This window comes from Streptomyces sp. NBC_00299, assembly GCF_036173045.1.
GTDB classification, from domain to species: Bacteria; Actinomycetota; Actinomycetes; order Streptomycetales; family Streptomycetaceae; genus Streptomyces; species Streptomyces machairae.
This window is the reverse complement of the sequence record NZ_CP108039.1, coordinates 7,337,025-7,357,253: the sequence shown is the minus strand read 5'-3', so window position 1 is coordinate 7,357,253 and position 20,229 is coordinate 7,337,025. Positions and strand designations below refer to the sequence as shown.

Sequence of the window (20,229 nt, the reverse complement as noted above, 5' to 3'; positions counted from 1 at the left end):
TGATTTGTCGTGCACGCCGCCATTCCGGGGGGAAATATGGCCCGTGATCGCAAACCGTCCCGTCACCGCTCCCGCCTCCTCGCGATATCCGTCGCAGCGCTCACGCTCGGCGGAACCGCACTCGCCGAGATACCGGCCGCGGCCGCCGGCAAACCCAAGGGCCATGACGTCTCCTCCCACCAGAAGAACGTCAACTGGCAGAGCTCGAAGAGCAAGGGCGCCAAGTTCGTCTACGTCAAGGCGACCGAGTCCCACACCTACCGCAACCCCTACTTCGGCCAGCAGTACAACGGCTCTCGCAACGCCGGCCTGATCCGCGGCGCCTACCACTTCGCGCTGCCGAACAAGTCGTCGGGCAGGACGCAGGCCGCGTACTTCGTGCGCAACGGCGGCAGCTGGCGGTCCGACGGCTGGACCCTGCCACCCGCTCTCGACATCGAGTACAACCCGTACAGCAAGCACAAGTGCTACGGGCTGAGCAAGGCGAAGATGGTCAGCTGGATCCAGTCCTTCAGCAACGAGGTGAAGCGGCTGACCGGGCGCCGTCCGGTGATCTACACGACCACGCACTGGTGGAACAACTGCACCGGCGGCAGCCGCGCCTTCGCCTCGAACCACGCACTGTGGATAGCGCGCTACGACTCCTCCAGCGCGGGGGCGCTGCCGGCCGGATGGCAGTTCTGGACCATCTGGCAGTACGACAACGGCAGCGGGAGCCTGCCCGGTGACCAAAATCTCTTCAACGGGTCCATGAGCCAGCTGAAAAAGCTTGCCCGAGGCTACTGACCTTGCGGCGCCTGGGCCGCGCGACGGCCGAGGGAGAGGGGCCTCGCCCACCGGACGATTAACCCCCTCCTACGGACACCGTGCGGCTCACCCCAGTTCATCTTCCGTTCACTCAGGTTACCTACGTTCATCCAGCCAATGACCTCGAACGATTGCCTGGGTAAATGGAAAACTTCTCGCTGATCCTCGCGATTGTGGTGGTAACCGCACTCGCGTTCGATTTCACGAACGGTTTCCACGACACCGCCAACGCGATGGCCACCACCATCTCGACCGGTGCGCTCAAGCCCAAGGTCGCGGTGGCCATGTCCGCCGCGCTGAACCTTGTAGGCGCTTTCCTCTCCGTGGAGGTCGCCAACACGATCTCCAAGGGTCTCGTCGACGAGACCGGCATCCGCCCCGAGGTCATCTTCGCCGCGTTGGTCGGCGCGATCCTCTGGAATCTGCTGACCTGGCTGGTGGGCCTGCCCTCCAGCTCCTCGCACGCCCTGATGGGCGGTCTGATCGGCGCCACCATCGCCTCGGCCGGCGTCGGCGCGGTCCACGGCGACGCGCTCGTCACCAAGGTGCTGATCCCGGCGATCGCCGCCCCGCTGGTCGCGGGAATCGCCGCGCTGCTGGGCACACGCCTGACCTACTCGCTCGGCAAGAAGGCCGACGGCGAGTCCGCCAAGAAGGGCTACCGCGCCGGCCAGATCGCCTCGGCCGGCCTGGTCTCCCTGGCCCACGGCACCAACGACGCGCAGAAGACGATGGGCATCATCACCCTCGCCCTGGTCGCCGGCGGCACCCTCGCGCCCGACTCCGACCCGCCCATGTGGGTCATCCTCTCCGCGGGCCTGGCCATCGCGCTCGGCACCTACCTCGGCGGCTGGCGCATCATCCGCACCATGGGCAAGGGCCTGACCGACCTTCAGCCGCAGCAGGGCTTCGCCGCCCAGACCAGCGCGGCCACCGTCATCCTGGCCTCCTCCCACCTCGGCTTCTCCCTGTCCACCACGCACTCCGTCTCCGGCGCGGTGATGGGCGCGGGCCTCGGCCGCAAGGGCGGCGTGGTCCGCTGGTCGACGGCGACCCGCATGTTCGTCGCCTGGGGCCTCACCCTCCCGGCCGCCGCGCTGGTCGGCGCGATCGCTGAGTACGTGACGGGCTTCGGCGCCTGGGGCACGGCTGTCGTCGCGGTCTTCCTGGTCGCCTCCAGCGCCGCGATCTGGAAGATCTCCCGCCGCGAGGTCATCGACCACACCAACGTCAACGAGTCCGACGAGCCGGCCGGCGTGGTGACCACGGCCATGGCCGCCGTGACGCCGCCGCCCGCGGGCACGGCGACCGAGGAACTCACGGCCACCATCCCGGCCCAGTCCTCGGAGCCGAAGCCTTCGAAGGCCTCCGTCTGACGCACCCGGTCATTCCAGTCACTCCCCCTCACTCACTCAAGAAAGCAGAAGCATGAAGATCGACTGGGCGGCACTCGGCTCCGTCTTCGGCGTCAGCCTCGTGGTGACCGTGGCCCTGGTGGGCCTGTTCACCCTCGGCATCGCGGGCCTGTCCCGGCGCGAACGGGCCGTGGCGCAGGGCGACTCGGCCTCTCTCGCGGTCACGGGCGCGTACGCGTGCTTCGCGGCCTGCGCGGCGGCAGTGGCGTACGGCATCTATCTGATCGTGGCCTGACGCACGGCGCGTATCACCTGAAACACCCGAGGTGCGGGACGGATCACCGTCTCGCACCTCACTGTTGTGTGGGCCTTCGCACACTCTCCCTTCGCAGGTCAACGGCAAGTTGACGGCCGTTCCAACCCCGTGGTGGACTGCCGGAGCCATGTGCGGCGGCAGGAGAGGAAGCCGGTGTGAATCCGGCGCGGTCCCGCCACTGTCACCGGGGTAGATAGCCCCGGGAGCCAGGAACTCTCACCGCCGATCTCGTCGAACCAGGGCGCGGACACCCTGAGTGAGGACATAACGCGATGCACGCCTGCCGATCGACATGCAGAACCGGACCCTCGTCTGACTCGACGATCGGCTGACCCCGATGCGTGCCGATCGCGTCTTCGCGTACGGCGCCGCCGCCGGCCTTCTCGGTGACCTGTTGCTCGGCGATCCTCGCCGGGGGCATCCGGTCGCCGTGTTCGGAAGGACCGCCGCCGCCGTGGAACGGGTGTTGTGGCGCGACCACCGCGCATGGGGTGCGGTGCACACCGCCGTGTGCGCCGGTGGCGCCCTGGCGCTCGGTGCCGCCGCAGCCCGTGCCGTACGTACGTCCCCAGCCGCCTCCGTCGCGCTGACCGGCGCCGCCACCTGGGCGGTCGTCGGGGGGACTTCGCTCGCCCGGGAGGCCCGGGGCATCGGGCAGGCGCTCGAGGCGGGGGACATCGAGGGCGCACGTGCCCGGCTGCCGCATCTGTGCGGGCGGGATCCGCAGGCGCTGGACGCGGACGGGATCGCACGGGCGGTCGTGGAGTCCGTCGCCGAGAACACCTCCGACGCGGTCGTGGGGGCGCTGGTGTGGGGCGCCGTGGCCGGCGTTCCCGGGCTGGTCGGGTTCCGGGCCGTGAACACGCTCGACGCCATGGTCGGGCACAAGTCGCCCAAGTACCGCCGGTACGGCTGGGCTTCGGCGAGGCTCGACGACGTGGCGGGGTGGCCGGGGTCGCGGCTGACCGCCGTACTCGCCGCCGTCGCCGGGGCCGACCCCCGTGGAGCGGTACGGGCCTGGCGTGCCGACGCCGCCAAGCATCCGAGCCCCAACGCCGGTCCCGTGGAGGCCTCGTTCGCGGGGGCGCTCGGGGTGCGGCTGGGCGGGACGCTGTCCTACGGCGGACGCGTCGAGCATCGGCCCGTGCTGAACGGGGACGGGCGGGCCGTCGGCACGCAGGACATCGAACGGGCCGTACGGCTGTCGAAGCGCGTGGGCTGGCTGGCGCTCGGCGTCTGTGCCGCCGCGCGCCGCATCGTGAAGGGACGTACCTCATGACGGGCGGTGGTCTCCTCGTCGCCGGCACCACGTCCGACGCGGGCAAGAGCGTCGTCACCGCCGGGATCTGCCGGTGGCTGGTGCGGCAGGGAGTGAAGGTCGCGCCGTTCAAGGCGCAGAACATGTCCCTCAACTCGTTCGTCACGCGCGAGGGCGCCGAGATCGGGCGGGCGCAGGCCATGCAGGCACAGGCGTGCCGGGTCGAACCGACCGCGCTGATGAATCCCGTGCTGCTCAAGCCCGGTGGCGAGCAGAGCAGTCAGGTCGTGCTGCTGGGCAAGCCGGTGGGTGAGCTGAGCGCACGCGGATTCTTCGGGGGCTCTGGGGGGTCGTCCCCCGGGGAGAGGCTGCACGGGGGGCGGCAGCAGCAGCTGCTGGGGATCGTGCTCGACTGTCTCGCCGAGTTGCGGGGCACGTATGACGCGGTGATCTGTGAGGGGGCCGGCTCTCCGGCGGAGATCAATCTGCGCCGGACCGACATCGTCAACATGGGGATCGCCCGCAATGCCGGGCTGCCCGTGCTGGTGGTGGGTGACATCGACCGCGGTGGCGTGTTCGCCTCCTTCTTCGGGACGGTCGCCCTTCTCTCGCCCGAGGACCAGGCGCTCGTCGCCGGGTTCCTGGTGAACAAGTTCCGCGGGGACGTCAGCCTCCTGGAGCCGGGCATCGACATGCTGCACGGCCTCACCGGACGCCACACCTACGGCATCCTCCCCTTCCAGCACGGCCTCGGCATCGACGAGGAGGACGGGCTGCGGGTGTCCCTGCGCGGGACCGTGCGGGAGTCGAACGTCGCCCCGCCTCTCGGTGAAGACGTGCTGCGGGTCGCCGTCTGTGCCGTTCCGCTGATGTCTAACTTCACCGACGTCGACGCCCTCGCCGCCGAACCCGGCGTCGTGGTGCGGTTCGTGGACCGGCCCGAGGAGCTGGCCGACGCCGACCTCGTGGTGATCCCGGGGACCCGGGGGACGGTCCGGGCGCTGGAGTGGCTGCGGGAGCGGGGGCTCGCGCAGGCCCTGCAGCGCAGGGTCGCCGAAGGACGGCCCGTCCTCGGCATCTGCGGCGGCTTCCAAGTCCTCGGCGAGCACATCGAGGATGAGGTCGAGAGCCGGCAGGGTCATGTCGAGGGGCTCGGCGTCCTGCCCGTGCGGGTGCGGTTCGCCCGCGAGAAGACCCTCACCCGGCCGACGGGAGAAGCCCTCGGCGAGCATGTCGCGGGGTACGAGATCCACCACGGGGTCGCCGAGATCCATGGCGGGGAAGCCTTCCTCGACGGCTGCCGGGTCGGCCAGACCTGGGGCACGCACTGGCACGGCTCGCTGGAGTCGGACGGTTTCCGGCGGGCCTTCCTGCGCGAGGTGGCCGCCGCCGCGGGCCGCCGCTTCGTGCCGGCCCCCGACACGTCGTTCGCCGCGCTGCGCGAGGAGCAGCTCGACCGGCTCGGCGACCTGATCGAACAGCACGCTGACACGGACGCGCTCTGGCGGCTCATCGAGTCGGGCGCGCCGCAAGGACTGCCTTTCATTCCACCGGGAGCGCCCGCATGAGCACTGTGTTGTTGTTGTCGACCGCCGACACGGACCTGCTGGCGGCCAGGGCCGCCTCCGGTGCCTCGTACCGGATCGGCAATCCGACCCGCGTGGATGTCGCCGAGGAGCTGCCCGCGCTCATCGAGGGCTCGGACATCGCCGTCGTACGCCTGCTGGGCGGCAAGCGGGCCTGGGAGGACGGGCTCGCCGCGCTGAAGGCCGCGGGCATCCCGACCGTGCTGCTCGGCGGCGAGGCCGTCCCGGACGCGGAGCTGATGGCCGAGTCGTCCGTCCCGGCCGGTGTGGTGGCCGAGGCGCTGAGGTACCTCGTCGAGGGCGGGCCCGCCAACCTCACCGAACTCGCGCGGTTCCTCTCCGACACCGTGCTGCTGACGGGCGAGGGGTTCGTCGAGCCGCAGAAGATGCCGGAGTACGGCGTCCATGGCGAGCGGCCCTTCGTCGAGGGCCGTCCGACCGTCGGCGTGCTCTTCTACCGGGCGCATGAGCTGAGCGGCAACACCGCCTTCGTGGACACCCTCTGCGACGCCGTCGAGGCGCGGGGGGCCAACGCCCTTCCCGTGTACTGCGGTTCGCTGCGCGGCGCGGACCCGGAGCTGTACGAGATCCTCGGCAAGGCCGACGCCCTGGTCGCCACCGTCCTCGCGGCCGGCGGCACGCACGCCTCGCAGGCGTCGGCGGGCGGCGACGAGGAGGCGTGGGACATCGGCCGGCTCGCCGAGCTGAACGTGCCGGTGCTGCAAGGTCTTTGCCTCACCTCTTCGCGGGCCGCGTGGGACGAGTCCGACGCCGCCCTCTCCCCCATGGACGCGGCGATGCAGGTCGCGATCCCGGAGTTCGACGGGCGGCTCGTCACCGTGCCGTTCTCCTTCAAGGAGCAGGGCCCGGACGACGTGCCCGTGTACGTCGCCGACCCGGAGCGGGCCGGGCGGGTCGCCGGGATCGCCGTACGGCACGCCCAGTTGAAGCACAAGGCGAACGGCGACAAGAAGCTCGCGCTCGTCTTCACCGCCTACCCGACCAAGCACTCGCGTGTCGGCAACGCGGTGGGCCTGGACACGCCCGCCTCGGCGGTGCGGGTGCTGGACGCGCTCAGGGACGCCGGGTACGGCCTCACCGAGTACCCGGACAACGGCGACGAGCTGATCCACCGGCTCATCGAGGCTGGCGGACACGACGTCGAGTGGCTCACCGAGGACCAGCTGGCGGCCGCGCCCGCTCGCGTGCCGCTCGCCGACTATCAGGCGTGGTTCGACAAGCTCGACCCGGAACTCAGGGACGGCATGCTTCAGGCGTGGGGCGAGCCGCCGGGGTCGCTGTACGTCGACGGGGACGACATCGTCCTCGCGTCGCTCCAGTTCGGGAACGTCGTCGTGATGATCCAGCCGCCGCGCGGCTTCGGCGAGAACCCGATCGCGATCTACCACGACCCGGACATGCCGCCGTCGCACCACTACATGGCGGCGTACAGGTGGCTGGACAACAGCTTCGGCGCCGACGCGATCGTGCACATGGGCAAGCACGGCACGATGGAGTGGCTGCCGGGCAAGGGGCTGGGACTCAGCGGCGGGTGCGCGCCGGACGCGGTCCTCGGGGACCTGCCGCTGATCTACCCGTTCATCGTCAATGACCCGGGCGAGGGCACCCAGGCCAAGCGGCGCGGACACGCCACCGTCGTCGACCACCTGGTGCCGCCGATGGCACGGGCCGACACCTACGGCGACCTGGCCAAGCTGGAGCAGCTGCTCGACGAGTACGCGCTCGTCTCCGACCTGGACCCGACGAAGGCCCCGGCGGTGCGCGCGCAGATCTGGACGCTGGTCAAGGCGGCCGAACTCCATCACGACCTGCATGTCGACGACCAGCCGGACGATGACGCCTTCGACGAGTTCGTCATGCACATCGACGGCTATCTGTGCGAGATCAAGGACGTACAGATCCGCGACGGACTGCACATCCTCGGCGGCGGGCCGGAGGCGGAGCCGCGCGTGAACCTCGTGCTCGCCGTGCTGCGCGCCTCGCAGGTGTGGGGCGGACAGGCCAATGCCCTGCCGGGCCTGAGGGCCTCGCTGGCCGCTCACTTCGGGCTCGACGAGAAGGAGCTGCTGGGCGAGCCGGGCGCACCGTTGAAGGTGCCGGTGGAGCTGTCGGACCTGGTCGACGGCCCCGCGCGCACGGCCGCCGACGCGATCGACCTGCTGGAGCAGCTGTGCCGGCGGATCGCGGAGGGCATGGAGGAGCGCGGCTGGGCGGTTGCGGAGAGCCGTGCGCTGATCCGTGCCGTCCTCGGCACCGAACTGCCCGACGCCGTCGCCGTGTTGGAGTTCGCCTGCAACGAGGTCGTGCCGCGTCTCGCCCGTACGACGGACGAGATCGGGCACATCCTCAAGGCGCTGGACGGCGGTTACGTCCCGGCCGGTCCGTCGGGTTCGCCGACGCGCGGGCTGGTCAACGTCCTGCCGACCGGGCGGAACTTCTACTCCGTCGACCCCAAGGCCATTCCGTCCAGGCTGAGCTGGGAGGTCGGGCAGTCGCTCGCCGACTCGCTGGTCGCGCGGTACCTCCAGGACACCGGCGAGTACCCGAAGTCGGTCGGCCTGACCGTCTGGGGCACGTCCGCGATGCGCACCCAGGGCGACGACATCGCCGAGATCCTCGCGCTGCTGGGCTGCCGCCCGGTCTGGGACGACGCCTCACGCCGGGTGACCGGCTTCGAGGTCATCGGCCTGGAGGAGCTCGGACGGCCGCGCATCGACGTCACGGTGCGCATCTCCGGCTTCTTCCGGGACGCCTTCCCGCACGTGGTGGGGCTGCTCGACGACGCGGTCCGCAAGGTCGCCGAGCTGGACGAGCCCGCCGACCGCAACTACGTGCGCGCACACGCCGACGAGGACACCGCCGAGCACGGCGACCGGCGGCGCGCCACGGCCCGTATCTTCGGCTCGAAGCCGGGCGCCTACGGTGCCGGCCTGCTGCCGCTGATCGACGCCCGGAACTGGCGCTCCGACGCCGACCTCGCCGAGGTGTACGCCGTCTGGGGCGGCTACGCCTACGGGCGCGGGCTGGACGGGCGGGCGGCGCGCGGCGACATGGAGACCGCGTTCAAGCGGATCGCCGTCGCCGCGAAGAACGTCGACACCCGCGAGCACGACCTCGTCGACGCCGACGACTACTTCCAGTACCACGGCGGCATGGTCGCCATGGTGCGGCACCTGACGGGCGCGAACCCCGAGGCGTACGTGGGCGACAGTGCCGTGCCCGACCAGGTGAAGACGCGGACGCTGGGCGAGGAGACGCACCGCGTGTTCCGCGCCCGCGTCGTCAACCCGCGCTGGATGGCGGCCATGCGCCGGCACGGCTACAAGGGCGCCTTCGAGATGGCGGCGACCGTGGACTACCTCTTCGGGTACGACGCCACGGCGGGCGTGGTCGACGACTGGATGTACGAGAAGCTCAGCGCCGAGTACGTCTTCGACCCGGAGAACCGGGACTTCATGAAGAAGTCCAACCCGTGGGCGCTGCGCGGCGTCACCGAGCGTCTGCTGGAGGCCGCCGACCGCGGGCTGTGGGCCGAGCCGGACGCCGAGACGCTGGAGCGGCTGCGCGCCACCTACCTGGAGCTCGAAGGCGACTTGGAGGGTGACGACCAGTGACAACCCCCTTCCCCTTTACGGCCGTTGTCGGCCAGGACGACCTGCGGCTCGCGCTGCTGCTGAACGCCGTGTCCCCGGCGGTCGGCGGTGTGCTGGTGCGCGGCGAGAAGGGCACCGCCAAGTCGACGGCGGTACGGGCGCTGTCGGCGCTGATGCCGCAAGTGCCGGTGGTCGCCGGGTGCCGTTTCTCCTGCGACCCGGGCGCCCCCGACCCCGCGTGCCCCGACGGGCCGCACGAGGCAGGGGCCGGCACGCCGCGCCCCGCCCGCATGGTCGAACTCCCCGTCGGCGCCTCCGAGGACCGGCTGGTCGGCGCGCTGGACATCGAGCGGGCGCTGGCCGAGGGCGTGAAGGCCTTCGAGCCGGGGCTGCTCGCGGACGCCCACCGCGGCATCCTGTACGTCGACGAGGTCAACCTGCTCCACGACCACCTCGTCGACCTGCTCCTGGACGCGGCGGCGATGGGTGCGTCGTATGTCGAGCGCGAGGGCGTCTCCGTACGGCATGCCGCGCGTTTCCTGCTCGTCGGGACCATGAACCCCGAAGAGGGCGAGCTGCGGCCGCAGTTGCTCGACCGGTTCGGGCTGACCGTCGAGGTCGCCGCCTCGCGGGAGCCCGAGCAGCGGGTGGAGGTCGTGCGGCGGCGGCTCGCGTACGACGACGATCCGGGCGGGTTCGCCGCACGGTGGGCGGACGACGAGGCCGTTGTGCGCCAACGCATCGTCGCCGCACGGGAGTTGCTGCCATCGGTGCGGCTCGGTGACGGGGCGCTGCGGCAGATCGCGGCGACCTGCGCGGCCTTCGAGGTGGACGGCATGCGGGCGGACATCGTGATGGCCCGTACGGCCACCGCGCTGGCCGCGTGGGCCGGGCGGACCGATGTGCTCGCCGAGGACGTCCGGCAGGCGGCGCTGCTGGCGCTGCCGCACCGTCGGCGCCGTAACCCCTTCGACGCGCCGGGACTGGACGAGGACAAGCTCGACGAGACGCTGGAGGAGTTCTCCGGTGACGACGAGAGCGACGAGAGCGACGAGGATCCCGACCCCGACGGGCCCGGCGGAGGTGGCGGGCAGCCGCCGTCCGAGTCCGACGGGCCGCAAGGCGCCGACTCGGGCGCGCGGCCCGAGGCCGGTGAGGGCGAAGAGCCGCAGGCTTCCGGGGCCGGGGAGCAGACTCCCGCGCGGGCGTCCGAGCCCTTCCGGACGAAGGTGCTGAGCGTGCCGGGCATCGGTGAGGGTGCCGCCGGGCGGCGTTCGCGGGCGCGGACCGAGCATGGGCGCACGACGGGCGCGCGGCGGCCCCGCGGGGCGCTCACCAAGCTGCACCTGGCGGCCACCGTGCAGGCGGCGGCGCCGCATCAGCGGGCGCGGGGGCGGTCCGGGCGGGGGCTCGTCGTGCGGCGGGACGATCTGCGGCAGGCCGTCCGGGAAGGGCGCGAGGGCAATCTCGTGCTGTTCGTCGTGGACGCCTCCGGGTCGATGGCGGCCCGGCAGCGGATGAGTGCCGTGAAAGGTGCCGTTCTGTCGCTGCTGCTGGACGCGTATCAGCGGCGGGACAAGGTGGGGCTGGTGACGTTCCGGGGCACGGCGGGCGATGTCGCGCTGCCGCCCACGTCGTCGGTGGATGCCGCCGCGGTCCGGCTGGAGTCGTTGCCGACCGGTGGGCGTACGCCGCTTGCGGCCGGGCTGCTGAAGGCCCATGAGGTGCTGCGGGTGGAGCGGCTGCGGGATCCGGCCCGGCGGGCGCTGGTGGTCGTGGTGACCGACGGGCGGGCCACGGGCGGTCCCGAGCCGGTCGCGCTCGCGGGGCGGGCCGCTCGGTTGTTCGCGGCCGAGGGTGTCGCATCCGTGGTCGTCGACTGTGAGTCCGGGCCGGTGCGGCTGGGGCTGGCGGGGCAGCTCGCGGGTGAGCTCGGCGGTACGGCGGTGACGTTGGACGAGCTGCGGGCGGAGTCCATCGCCGGGCTGGTGAAGGACGTACAGAGGAGGGCCGCGTAATGCCTCAGGGACAGCCGAGTGTCGTGCCGGACGACGGGCTCACGACCCGTCAGCGTCGTAACCGGCCTCTGGTGGTCGTGCATACGGGGATCGGCAAGGGCAAGTCGACCGCCGCCTTCGGGCTTGCCCTGCGGGCCTGGAACCAGGGGTGGCCCATCGGGGTGTTCCAGTTCGTCAAGTCGGCGAAGTGGAAGGTCGGCGAGGAGAACGCGCTGCGGGTGCTGGGGGCGTCCGGTCAGGGCGGGTCCGTGGACTGGCACAAGATGGGCGAAGGGTGGTCCTGGGTTCAGCGGGACGCCCAGATGGACAACGAGGAGAAGGCCCGGGAGGGCTGGGAGCAGGTCAAGCGGGACCTGGCCGCCGAGACGTACAAGCTCTACGTGCTCGACGAGTTCGCCTACCCCATGCACTGGGGGTGGGTGGACACCGACGAGGTCATCTCCGTGCTGCGTGACCGGCCGGGGACGCAGCACGTGGTCATCACCGGGCGGAACGCGCCCGAGAAGCTGGTCGACCTCGCCGATCTCGTGACCGACATGTCCAAGGTCAAGCACCCCATGGACGCGGGCCAGAAGGGCCAGAGAGGCATCGAGTGGTGATCGCGTGATGTCCTCCTCCATCCCTCGGCTGGTCATTGCCGCGCCTTCCTCCGGCAGCGGCAAGACGACCGTCGCCACGGGGTTGATGGCCGCGTTCGCCGCGCGGGGGCTTGCCGTGTCCCCGCACAAGGTCGGGCCGGACTACATCGATCCCGGGTATCACGCGCTCGCGACCGGGCGGGTGGGGCGGAATCTCGACGCGTATCTGTGCGGGCCGGAGCTGATCGGGCCGTTGTTCCTGCACGGGGCGCGTGGCTGCGACATCGCCGTCGTCGAGGGCGTGATGGGGCTGTACGACGGGGCCGCCGGGGAGGGTGAGCTGGCGTCCACGGCGCATGTGGCGAAGCTGCTGCGGGCGCCGGTCGTGCTCGTCGTGGACGCCTCGTCGCAGTCGCGGTCCGTGGCGGCGCTGGTGCACGGGTTCGCGTCCTGGGATCCGCAGGTGCGGGTCGGGGGCGTGATTCTGAACAAGGTCGCTTCGGATCGGCATGAGGAGTTGCTGCGGGACGCGTTGGACTCGGCCGGGGTGCCTGTGCTGGGGGTGCTGCGGCGGGTGGCCCAGGTGGATACGCCGTCGCGGCATCTGGGGCTGGTGCCGGTTGCCGAGCGGCACGCTGCCGCGGTGGAGGCCGTGACGGCGATGGCGGCGCAGGTCGAGGCCGGGTGTGATCTGGAGGGGTTGCTGGGGCTGGCGCGCAGTGCGGGCGCGTTGTCGTGTGCGCCCTGGGACGCGGCTGAGGTCCTGTCCTCTTCGCCCCCGCCGCCCCTTCCCGTCCCGACCCTGGGGGCTGCGCCCCCAGACCCCCGCTTTCGGCCCGAAGGGCCTCGTCCTCAAACGCCGGACGGGCTGAAAGATGCCGATCGGCGTGTGAAAGTCGCCATTGCCGGCGGACCCGCGTTCACCTTCTCCTACGCCGAGCACGCCGAGCTGCTCACCGCCGCCGGTGCCGAAGTCGTGCCCTTCGATCCGCTGCGGGACGAGCGACTGCCCGACGGCACGCGGGGCCTGGTCATCGGCGGCGGGTTCCCCGAGGTGTACGCCGCCGAGTTGTCCGGCAACGAGCCGCTGCGCAAGGCCGTTGCCGCCCTCGCCGGGAGCGGGGCTCCGGTGGCCGCCGAGTGTGCGGGGTTGCTCTACCTCTGCCGGGAGCTCGACGGGCTGCCCATGTGCGGGGTGCTCGACGTGAGCGCGCGGATGAGCGAGCGGCTGACGCTGGGGTATCGGGACGCCGTCGCCGTGAGTGACAGTGTGCTGGCGCCGGCCGGTACGCGGATGCGGGCGCACGAGTTTCATCGGACCGTCGTCGAGCCCGGCTCGGGGACGGCTCCCGCCTGGGGGGTCAGGACCCCCGTACGGCGGGTCGAAGGTTTCGTACAGCAGGGCGTGCACGCGAGTTACCTGCACACGCACTGGGCAGCACAGCCCGGTGTCGCCCGTCGGTTCGTGGAGAGGTGCCGGACGTCATGAGCAGCAGCAGGTTGATCGGAGTCGGGGTCGGTCCCGGCGATCCGGAGCTGGTGACCGTCAAGGGCGTCAACGCTCTGCGCGAGGCCGACGTGGTCGTCGTACCCGTGATGGACACGGGTGAGCGTGGGCGGGCCGAGGCCACCGTGCTGCACTACGTGCCCGAGGAGAAGGTGGTGCGGGTCGTGTTCGCGCTCAACGAGCGGACCGACCGTGCTCGGCGCGAGGCCGCCTGGGACGCGGCGGGTGAGCGGGTCGCCGAGCTGCTGGGGCAGCATGACGCCGTCGCCTTCGCCACCATCGGCGACCCCAATGTGTACTCCACGTTCACCTACCTCGCGCAGACCATCGGCGAGGCGGTACCCGGCACCGTCATCGAGACGGTCCCCGGCATCACCGCCATGCAGGACCTCGCCGCGAGGTCGGGCGCGGTTCTCACCGAGGGGACCGAGCCGCTCACGCTCGTGCCCGTGACCGCGGGGGCGACGGTACTGAAGGAGGCTCTCAGCGGGCCCGGGACCGTCGTCGCCTACAAGTTCGGCCGGCAGGCGGGTGAGGTCGCCGAGGCCCTGCGGGAGACCGGGCGGATCGAGGACGCGGTGTGGGGGTCGGCACTGGGGCTGGCGGAGGAGTCGATCCGGCCGGCCGCCGACCTCGGCGGCTCCCCCCTCCCCTACCTCTCGACCCTCATCGCGCCCGCCCGGCGCGACGGCGGGCGGGGCGGCAAGCTCTGACGCCGGTTCCACGCCCCGCACACCAACCCCCGCCGACCCCTGTAGGAGAGGACCGAATTCCCATGGCCGATGCCCCCACCGGCAAGGTGACCTTCGTCGGTGCCGGCCCCGGCGCCGCCGATCTGCTGACGTTCCGTGCCGCCCGTGCCATCGCCGAGGCGGACGTCGTGATCTGGGCGGCCAGCCTGGTCCAGGCGGAGGTCCTCGAGCACGCGCGCGAGGACGCCGAGATCCTCGACTCGGCGGCCATGTCCCTCGAGGACGTCGTCGCCGTGTACGAGCGGGCCCGCGCCGACGGCCTCAAGGTCGCCCGTATCCACTCCGGTGACCCCGCCCTGTGGGGCGGTACGCAGGAGCAGCTCGACCGGTGTGCCGTGATCGGCGTCGAGACCGAGGTCGTGCCCGGGGTCTCCGCCTTCTCCGCCGTCGCCGCGCTCGCCGGGCGCGAGCTGACCATTCCCGAGGTCGCGCAGTCCGTCGTCCTCACCCGGCTCGGCGGCGGCAAGACGCCGATGCCGCCCGGGGAGGAGGTCAGGGAGTTCGCCAAGCACGGTACGACCATGGCGATCTTCCTGTCGGCGGCCCGCAGCGGGCAGCTCGTACGGGAGTTGCTGGAGGGCGGGTATCCGACGTCCACGCCGGTCGTCGTCGCCTATCAGGCGACCTGGCCCGAGGAACTCGTGGTCAAGTGCACGATCGAGACGCTGGAGGAGACCGTCAAGGAACACAAGCTCTGGAAGCACACCCTGTTCCTGGTCGGCCCCGCCCTCGACGCGCACGGCACGCGCTCGCACCTCTACCACCCCGGTCACTTCCACGGGTACCGCAAGGCGGACCCGGAGGCGCGCAGGGCGCTGCGTGAGCGGGGAGCCAGTACGTGATCACCGTCGTCGGCACGGGGACGGGGGCGCCCGTTCCCGAGGACGTCCTCGCCGGGGCCGAGCTGGTCGTCGGCGGGCGGCGGCATCTGGACGCCGTACACCTGCGGGGCGACGTGGAGCGGGTCGTGCTCGGGGCGTTGGCGCCCGCCCTCGACACCATCGCGGAGTACGTCGAGAAGGAGCGGCCCGTGGTGGTGCTCGCCTCCGGCGACCCGGGGTTCCTCGGGATCGTGCGGGTGCTGGCCGAGCGGTTCGGGTCGCAGCGGCTGGATGTGCGTGCCGGGGTGTCCTCGGTGGCCGCCGCGTTCGCGCGGGCCGGGCTGCCGTGGGACGACGCGGTGGTGGTGAGCGCGCACGGGCGTGATCCGCGGACGGCGGTGAACGTGTGCCGGGCGCACCCCAAGGTGGCGGTGCTGACCGGGCCGGGTGCCGGGCCGGCCGAGCTGGGCGCGGCGCTGCGGCACACCGGGCGGGTCCTGGTCGTCGCCTGCGCGCTGGGCGATCCGCAGCTGGAGCGCGTGGAGCGGGTGACGCCCGCCGAGGCCGCCGGCCGCGACTGGGGTACGGCGGTGAGCGTCGTGCTGTGCCTGGACCCCGAGCGGGCTCTGGGCGCGGTGCGGACAGTGGTCGGTCCGGCGCCGGGGCCCGCCGGATGGGCGCTGGACGAGGCCGACTTCGCGCACCGCGACTCGATGATCACCAAGTTCGAGGTGCGGGCGCTGGCCCTGGCCCGGCTGGGGCCGCGGCTCGGCGATCTGGTGTGGGACATCGGCGCGGGCTCCGGCTCGGTGGCCGTGGAGTGCGCCCGGCTCGGCGCGGCGGCCGTAGCCGTCGAGAAGGCGCGGGACGGGGTGGAGCGGATCCGCGCCAACGCCGCCGCGCACGCTGTCGATGTGCACGTGGTGCACGGGGCGGCGCCCACCGTCCTGTCCGACCTCGACGATCCGGACGCGGTGTTCATCGGGGGCGGGGGGCGCGAGCTGCCCGCCATCGTCACCGCGTGCGCGCGTCGGGCGCGGCGGACGGTCGTCGTCGCCATGGCCGCGCTCGACCGGGTGCCGGCCGCCCGCGAGGCGCTCACCGGCGCCGGGTTCTCCTGCGACGGCGTGCTGCTGCAGTCGTCGCGGCTCGCCCCGCTGCCGGGGGACGTGACCCGGCTCGCGGCGACCAATCCCGTTTTTCTGCTGTGGGGTGTCAGAAACCCCGTGTACCGAGAGGGAGTTGCCCAGTGATCGGCCTCATTTCCGCCACCGCGGCGGGGGCGGCTGCGCGGGACCGGCTGGTCACGGCGTGGCCGGAGCGGGTGCGCGTGTACGACGGTCCCGTCGGGGACGCCGTACGGCGGGCGTTCGCCGAGTGCGAGCAGCTCGTGTGTTTCCTGGCGACGGGCGCCGTCGTCCGGCTCGTCGCGCCCCTGCTGGGTGACAAGGCGACCGACCCGGGTGTGGTGTGCGTCGACGAGAGCGGGCGGTTCGCCGTGCCGCTGGTCGGCGGGCATGGCGGCGGGGCCAATGAACTCGCCCGGCAGGTCGGGGAGTTGCTGGGGGCGCAGCCCGTGGTGACGACGGCGACCGATGCCGTGGGGTTGCCCGGTCTGGACACGCTCGGGCTGCCGGTGGAGGGCGATGTCGCGGGAGTCTCGCGGGCACTGCTCGACGGGGAGCCGGTGGCGCTGCGGGCCGAGGTGGCCTGGCCGCTGCCGCCGCTGCCGGTCGGCGCCGAGGGGGCGTACGTCGTCCGCGTGACGGACCGGCTCGTCGAGCGGGGTGCCGAGCGCGAGGTCGTGCTGCGCCCGCCGTCCCTCGTCGTCGGTGTCGGGGCCTCCAAGGGCGCCCCCGCCGACGAGGTGCTCGGGCTGATCGAGAGCACGCTCGGCGAGGCCGGCCTCTCCCCCAAGTCCCTCGCCGAACTCGCCACCGTCGACGCCAAGGCGGGCGAACCCGGCATCGTGGAGGCCGCCGAGCGGCTCGGGGTGCCGGTCGTGACCTACTCCGCCGAGCAGCTCGCGGGCGTCGAGGTCCCCAACCCCTCCGACGCGCCCCTCGCAGCCGTCGGCACCCCTTCGGTCGCCGAGGCCGCCGCTCTTGTGCGCGGCGGTGAACTCCTCGTACCGAAGCGGAAGTCCGAGCGCGCCGACGGGCGGCCCGCGATGGCGACCTGTGCCGTCGTACGGCGTCCGGGGCGCGGGCGACTCGCGGTCGTCGGGCTCGGGCCGGGCGCCCGGGACCTGCTGACGCCGCGCGCGAAGGCCGAACTCCGGCGCGCCTGCGTGCTCGTCGGGCTCGACCAGTACGTCGACCAGATCCGCGACCTGCTGCGGCCCGGCACCCGGGTCCTGGAGTCGGGGCTCGGCGCGGAGGAGGAGCGGGCGCGCACGGCCGTCGAGGAGGCCCGCAAGGGGCAGGCGGTCGCGCTGATCGGCAGCGGGGACGCGGGCGTGTACGCCATGGCATCCCCCGCGCTCGCCGAGGCGTCCGACGACATCGACGTGATCGGCGTGCCGGGCGTGACCGCCGCCCTCGCCGCCGCGGCGATCCTGGGCGCCCCGCTCGGCCACGACCACGTGTCCATCAGCCTCTCCGACCTGCACACGCCGTGGGAGGTCATCGAGCGCCGGGTGCGGGCCGCGGCCGAGGCGGACATCGTGGTGACCTTCTACAACCCCCGTTCCCGGGGCCGGGACTGGCAGCTGCCCAAGGCCCTCGCGATCCTCGCCGAGCACCGGAAGCCGACGACGCCGGTCGGTGTCGTACGGAACGCGTCGCGGCCGGACGAGTCCAGTCGGGTCACGACACTGGGCGCCCTCGACCCGGCGACGGTCGACATGATGACGGTCGTGACCGTGGGCAACACGGCGACCCGGGACATCGCGGGGCGCATGGTGACGCCGCGCGGCTACCGCTGGCAGGCATCGCAGGAGGGAGCGGAGTGAACCGCGTCGTCCATCCGATCGAGGAGGAGTCCTACCGGCGGCTGCGCGCCCGGCTGGACACCTCGCACTTCCCGCCGCTGACGCGGGCCGTGGTGGAGCGGGTCATCCACTCCGCCGCCGACCTCGACTACGCGAGCGACCTCGTCATGGACGAGGGCCAGTTGGAGAAGGCTCACGCGGCACTGCACGCCGGGGCGCCCGTGGTCGTGGACGTCGAGATGGTGGCTGCCGGGATCACCCGGCGGGAGACCGTCTGCCGGCTCAGGGACGCGGTGGCCGGTACCGGGCTGACGCGTTCGGCCCATGCCATCCGGCTCGCCCACGAGCAGGTCGGCCCGGGCGCGCTCTGGGTGATCGGCAACGCGCCGACCGCGCTGGAGGAGCTGCTGACCCTGGACGCCGCCCCGGCGCTCGTCATCGGGCTGCCCGTCGGCTTCGTGGGCGCGGTCGAGTCCAAGGCCGCGTTGCGCGAGAGCGGGTTGCCCGCCGTGAGCAACGTGTCCGAGAAGGGCGGTTCGGCGGTCGCCTCCGCCGCGCTCAACGCCCTGCTGTACCACCCCCTTTCGCACCCTGTTCCGCACCCTGCGCCACACCCCGATTCGCATTCTGATCCGCATCCCGATTCGCACTACGAGGAGAAATCGTGACCACCCCGCCGCCCGCCCTGCTCATCGCCGGTCACGGCACCCGGGACGAGGCCGGAGCCGAGGCGTTCCGAGACTTCGTACGCGAGCTGGGGCGCCGCCACCCCGAACTGCCCGTCGCGGGCGGCTTCATCGAGCTCTCCCCGCCGCCCCTGGGCGAGGCCGTCACCGAGCTGGTCGAGCGGGGCGTACGACGCTTCGCCGCCGTGCCGCTGATGCTGGTGTCCGCCGGACACGCCAAGGGCGACATCCCGGCCGCGCTGGCCCGTGAGAAGGAACGGCACCCCGGGATCACGTACACCTACGGCCGTCCGCTCGGCCCGCACCCGTCGCTGCTGTCCGTCCTGGAACGGCGGCTGGACGAGGCGCTCGGCACCGAGGGGCGCACGCCCGGGGACCGGGCCGACGTGACCGTGCTGCTGGTCGGGCGCGGCTCGACCGACCCGGACGCCAACGCCGAGGTGCACAAGGCGGCCCGGCTGCTGTGGGAGGGGCGCGGATACGCGGGCGTGGAGACGGCGTTCGTGTCGCTGGCGGCGCCGGACGTGCCGAGCGGGCTCGACCGGTGCGTGCAGCTGGGGGCCCGCAAGATCGTCGTCCTGCCCTACTTCCTCTTCACCGGCATCCTGCCGGACCGCGTGCGCCACCAGACGGAGGGCTGGGCTGCCGCGCACCCGGAGATCGAGGTGCGCTCGGCGGACGTCATCGGTCCGGAGCCGGAGCTGCTCGATCTGGTGATGGAGCGGTACGAGGAGGCCCTGAAGGGCGATCTGCGGATGAACTGCGACTCGTGCGTCTACCGCATCGCGCTGCCCGGCTTCGAGGACAAGGTCGGCATGCCGCAGCAGCCGCACTTCCACCCGGACGACGACGGCCACGACCACGGTCATCACCACCACCATGGCTCCCACTCGCATGCCCACTGAGGCCGCCGGTCCGGCACACGACCTGCGGCACCACGGCGACGCCGAGGTCCGTGACGACGGCGCGGCGCTCGTCGACCTCGCCGTGAACGTCCGCGCGGACACGCCGCCCGTGTGGCTGCGCGAGCGCATCGCCGAGTCGCTGGGCTCCCTCGCGGCCTACCCCGACGGGCGGGCCGCGCGGGCGGCGGTGGCGGCGCGGCACGGGCTGCCGGCCGAGCGAGTGCTGCTGACAGCGGGGGCGGCGGAGGCGTTCGTGCTGCTGGCACGGGCGTTGAAGGTGGTCAGGCCGGTCGTCGTGCATCCCCAGTTCACGGAGCCGGAGGCGGCGCTGCGGGACGCGGGCCACAGCGTCGACCGGGTGCTGCTGCGCGAGGAGGACGGCTTCCGCCTCGACCCGGCTCTCGTTCCCGAGGACGCCGACCTGGTCGTCATCGGCAACCCCACGAACCCGACGTCGGTCCTGCATCCGGCCGCGTCCATCGCCGGACTCGCCCGCCCTGGGCGGACGTTGGTGGTGGACGAGGCCTTCATGGACGCGGTGCCGGGCGAGCGGGAGGCGCTGGCCGGGCGGACGGACGTGCCGGGTCTGGTGGTGCTGCGCAGCCTCACCAAGACGTGGGGGCTGGCCGGGCTGCGGATCGGATACGTCCTGGCCGCACCGGAGACCATCGCCGAACTGGAGCGCGCACAGCCCCTGTGGCCGGTCTCCACGCCGGCGCTCGCCGCCGCCGAGGCGTGCGTGTCACCGCAGGCGCTGGCGGAGGCCGCCCATGCGGCTCACCGCATCGCCTCCGACCGTGCCCATCTCGTCGCCGGACTCGGCGAGTTCGCGTCGGTGGGACTCCGGGTCGTCGAACCCGCCGAGGGTTCCTTCGTCCTCGTACGGCTGCCGGGGGCCACCGCCGTCCGTCAGCACCTGCGCGGCCTCGGGTTCGCCGTGCGGCGCGGGGACACCTTCCCCGGGCTCGGCGAGGAGTGGCTGCGGCTGGCGGTACGGGACCGGGCGACGGTCAGCCGGTTCCTGCGGGCGCTGGAACGGGCGATGGCTCTCGCACACGGCTGAGCCGGGTCGGCACCCGCTCCAGCGTGCCGTA

At 72.5% G+C, this 20,229-nt stretch carries 16 protein-coding genes and 1 riboswitch; all 16 genes read left to right on the top strand.

All coding sequences use genetic code 11. From position 1 onward, the window contains the following. Window positions 1–36: 36 nt before the first annotated feature. The 16 genes from OHT51_RS32775 to cobC all read left to right on the top strand — a co-directional run bounded on the left by OHT51_RS32775 (window position 37) and on the right by cobC (window position 20,198). Window positions 37–786, top strand: a complete 750-nt coding sequence (locus tag OHT51_RS32775; protein WP_328882523.1) for a lysozyme — start codon at window positions 37–39, stop codon at window positions 784–786. 164 nt (window positions 787–950) lie between these two features. Beyond that, window positions 951–2,183, top strand: coding sequence for an inorganic phosphate transporter (locus OHT51_RS32770; protein WP_328882522.1), 1,233 nt, complete (start codon window positions 951–953; stop codon window positions 2,181–2,183). 52 nt (window positions 2,184–2,235) lie between these two features. After that, window positions 2,236–2,457: a hypothetical protein gene (locus OHT51_RS32765; RefSeq protein WP_328428633.1), complete on the top strand. Its 222-nt coding sequence runs from the start codon at window positions 2,236–2,238 to the stop codon at window positions 2,455–2,457. Between the two features lie 116 nt (window positions 2,458–2,573). Then, window positions 2,574–2,713: riboswitch (cobalamin riboswitch) on the top strand. Between the two features lie 102 nt (window positions 2,714–2,815). Then, the gene (locus OHT51_RS32760; RefSeq protein WP_328882521.1) at window positions 2,816–3,757 is read left to right on the top strand and encodes a cobalamin biosynthesis protein; all 942 of its coding nucleotides are present in this window, start codon (window positions 2,816–2,818) and stop codon (window positions 3,755–3,757) included. Further along, the gene (locus OHT51_RS32755; RefSeq protein WP_328882520.1) at window positions 3,754–5,304 is read left to right on the top strand and encodes a cobyric acid synthase; all 1,551 of its coding nucleotides are present in this window, start codon (window positions 3,754–3,756) and stop codon (window positions 5,302–5,304) included. The genes OHT51_RS32760 and OHT51_RS32755 overlap by 4 nt, the downstream gene beginning before the upstream one ends. Beyond that, window positions 5,301–8,957: a cobaltochelatase subunit CobN gene (cobN, locus tag OHT51_RS32750; protein WP_328882519.1), complete on the top strand. Its 3,657-nt coding sequence runs from the start codon at window positions 5,301–5,303 to the stop codon at window positions 8,955–8,957. The genes OHT51_RS32755 and cobN overlap by 4 nt, the downstream gene beginning before the upstream one ends. Further along, entirely contained in the window at window positions 8,954–10,954 is a 2,001-nt protein-coding gene (locus tag OHT51_RS32745) for a putative cobaltochelatase (protein WP_328882518.1), read from the top strand. The genes cobN and OHT51_RS32745 overlap by 4 nt, the downstream gene beginning before the upstream one ends. Next, window positions 10,954–11,553, top strand: coding sequence for a cob(I)yrinic acid a,c-diamide adenosyltransferase (cobO, locus tag OHT51_RS32740; RefSeq protein WP_328882517.1), 600 nt, complete (start codon window positions 10,954–10,956; stop codon window positions 11,551–11,553). The genes OHT51_RS32745 and cobO overlap by 1 nt, the downstream gene beginning before the upstream one ends. Window positions 11,554–11,560: 7 nt before the next feature. Beyond that, entirely contained in the window at window positions 11,561–13,021 is a 1,461-nt protein-coding gene (locus OHT51_RS32735; RefSeq protein ID WP_328882516.1) for a cobyrinate a,c-diamide synthase, read from the top strand. Further along, window positions 13,006–13,752 (top strand): precorrin-2 C(20)-methyltransferase, encoded by a 747-nt coding sequence (cobI, locus tag OHT51_RS32730; RefSeq protein WP_328882515.1) that lies wholly within the window; start codon window positions 13,006–13,008, stop codon window positions 13,750–13,752. Before OHT51_RS32735 ends, cobI begins: the two co-directional genes overlap by 16 nt. 62 nt (window positions 13,753–13,814) lie before the next feature. Then, entirely contained in the window at window positions 13,815–14,633 is an 819-nt protein-coding gene (gene cobM, locus OHT51_RS32725) for a precorrin-4 C(11)-methyltransferase (protein WP_328882514.1), read from the top strand. Further along, entirely contained in the window at window positions 14,630–15,865 is a 1,236-nt protein-coding gene (gene cbiE, locus OHT51_RS32720; protein WP_328882513.1) for a precorrin-6y C5,15-methyltransferase (decarboxylating) subunit CbiE, read from the top strand. Before cobM ends, cbiE begins: the two co-directional genes overlap by 4 nt. Next, window positions 15,862–17,565 carry a precorrin-3B C(17)-methyltransferase gene (gene cobJ, locus OHT51_RS32715; RefSeq protein ID WP_328882512.1) on the top strand — a complete coding sequence of 568 codons (1,704 nt, stop codon included), beginning with the start codon at window positions 15,862–15,864 and terminating at the stop codon, window positions 17,563–17,565. The genes cbiE and cobJ overlap by 4 nt, the downstream gene beginning before the upstream one ends. After that, entirely contained in the window at window positions 17,562–18,212 is a 651-nt protein-coding gene (locus tag OHT51_RS32710; protein WP_328882511.1) for a precorrin-8X methylmutase, read from the top strand. Before cobJ ends, OHT51_RS32710 begins: the two co-directional genes overlap by 4 nt. Next, window positions 18,209–19,135: a sirohydrochlorin chelatase gene (locus OHT51_RS32705; protein WP_328882510.1), complete on the top strand. Its 927-nt coding sequence runs from the start codon at window positions 18,209–18,211 to the stop codon at window positions 19,133–19,135. Before OHT51_RS32710 ends, OHT51_RS32705 begins: the two co-directional genes overlap by 4 nt. Then, window positions 19,125–20,198 (top strand): Rv2231c family pyridoxal phosphate-dependent protein CobC, encoded by a 1,074-nt coding sequence (gene cobC, locus OHT51_RS32700; RefSeq protein ID WP_328882509.1) that lies wholly within the window; start codon window positions 19,125–19,127, stop codon window positions 20,196–20,198. The genes OHT51_RS32705 and cobC overlap by 11 nt, the downstream gene beginning before the upstream one ends. Window positions 20,199–20,229 lie beyond the last annotated feature (31 nt).

Coding starts and splice junctions, on each gene's coding strand:
- OHT51_RS32775 (WP_328882523.1), top strand. CDS start 37: ATGGCCCGTGATCGCAAACCGTCCCGTCACCGCTCCCGCCTCCTCGCG.
- OHT51_RS32770 (WP_328882522.1), top strand. CDS start 951: ATGGAAAACTTCTCGCTGATCCTCGCGATTGTGGTGGTAACCGCACTC.
- OHT51_RS32735 (WP_328882516.1), top strand. CDS start 11,561: ATGTCCTCCTCCATCCCTCGGCTGGTCATTGCCGCGCCTTCCTCCGGC.
- cobO (WP_328882517.1), top strand. CDS start 10,954: ATGCCTCAGGGACAGCCGAGTGTCGTGCCGGACGACGGGCTCACGACC.
- OHT51_RS32760 (WP_328882521.1), top strand. CDS start 2,816: ATGCGTGCCGATCGCGTCTTCGCGTACGGCGCCGCCGCCGGCCTTCTC.
- cobC (WP_328882509.1), top strand. CDS start 19,125: ATGCCCACTGAGGCCGCCGGTCCGGCACACGACCTGCGGCACCACGGC.
- OHT51_RS32755 (WP_328882520.1), top strand. CDS start 3,754: ATGACGGGCGGTGGTCTCCTCGTCGCCGGCACCACGTCCGACGCGGGC.
- OHT51_RS32765 (WP_328428633.1), top strand. CDS start 2,236: ATGAAGATCGACTGGGCGGCACTCGGCTCCGTCTTCGGCGTCAGCCTC.
- cobM (WP_328882514.1), top strand. CDS start 13,815: ATGGCCGATGCCCCCACCGGCAAGGTGACCTTCGTCGGTGCCGGCCCC.
- cobN (WP_328882519.1), top strand. CDS start 5,301: ATGAGCACTGTGTTGTTGTTGTCGACCGCCGACACGGACCTGCTGGCG.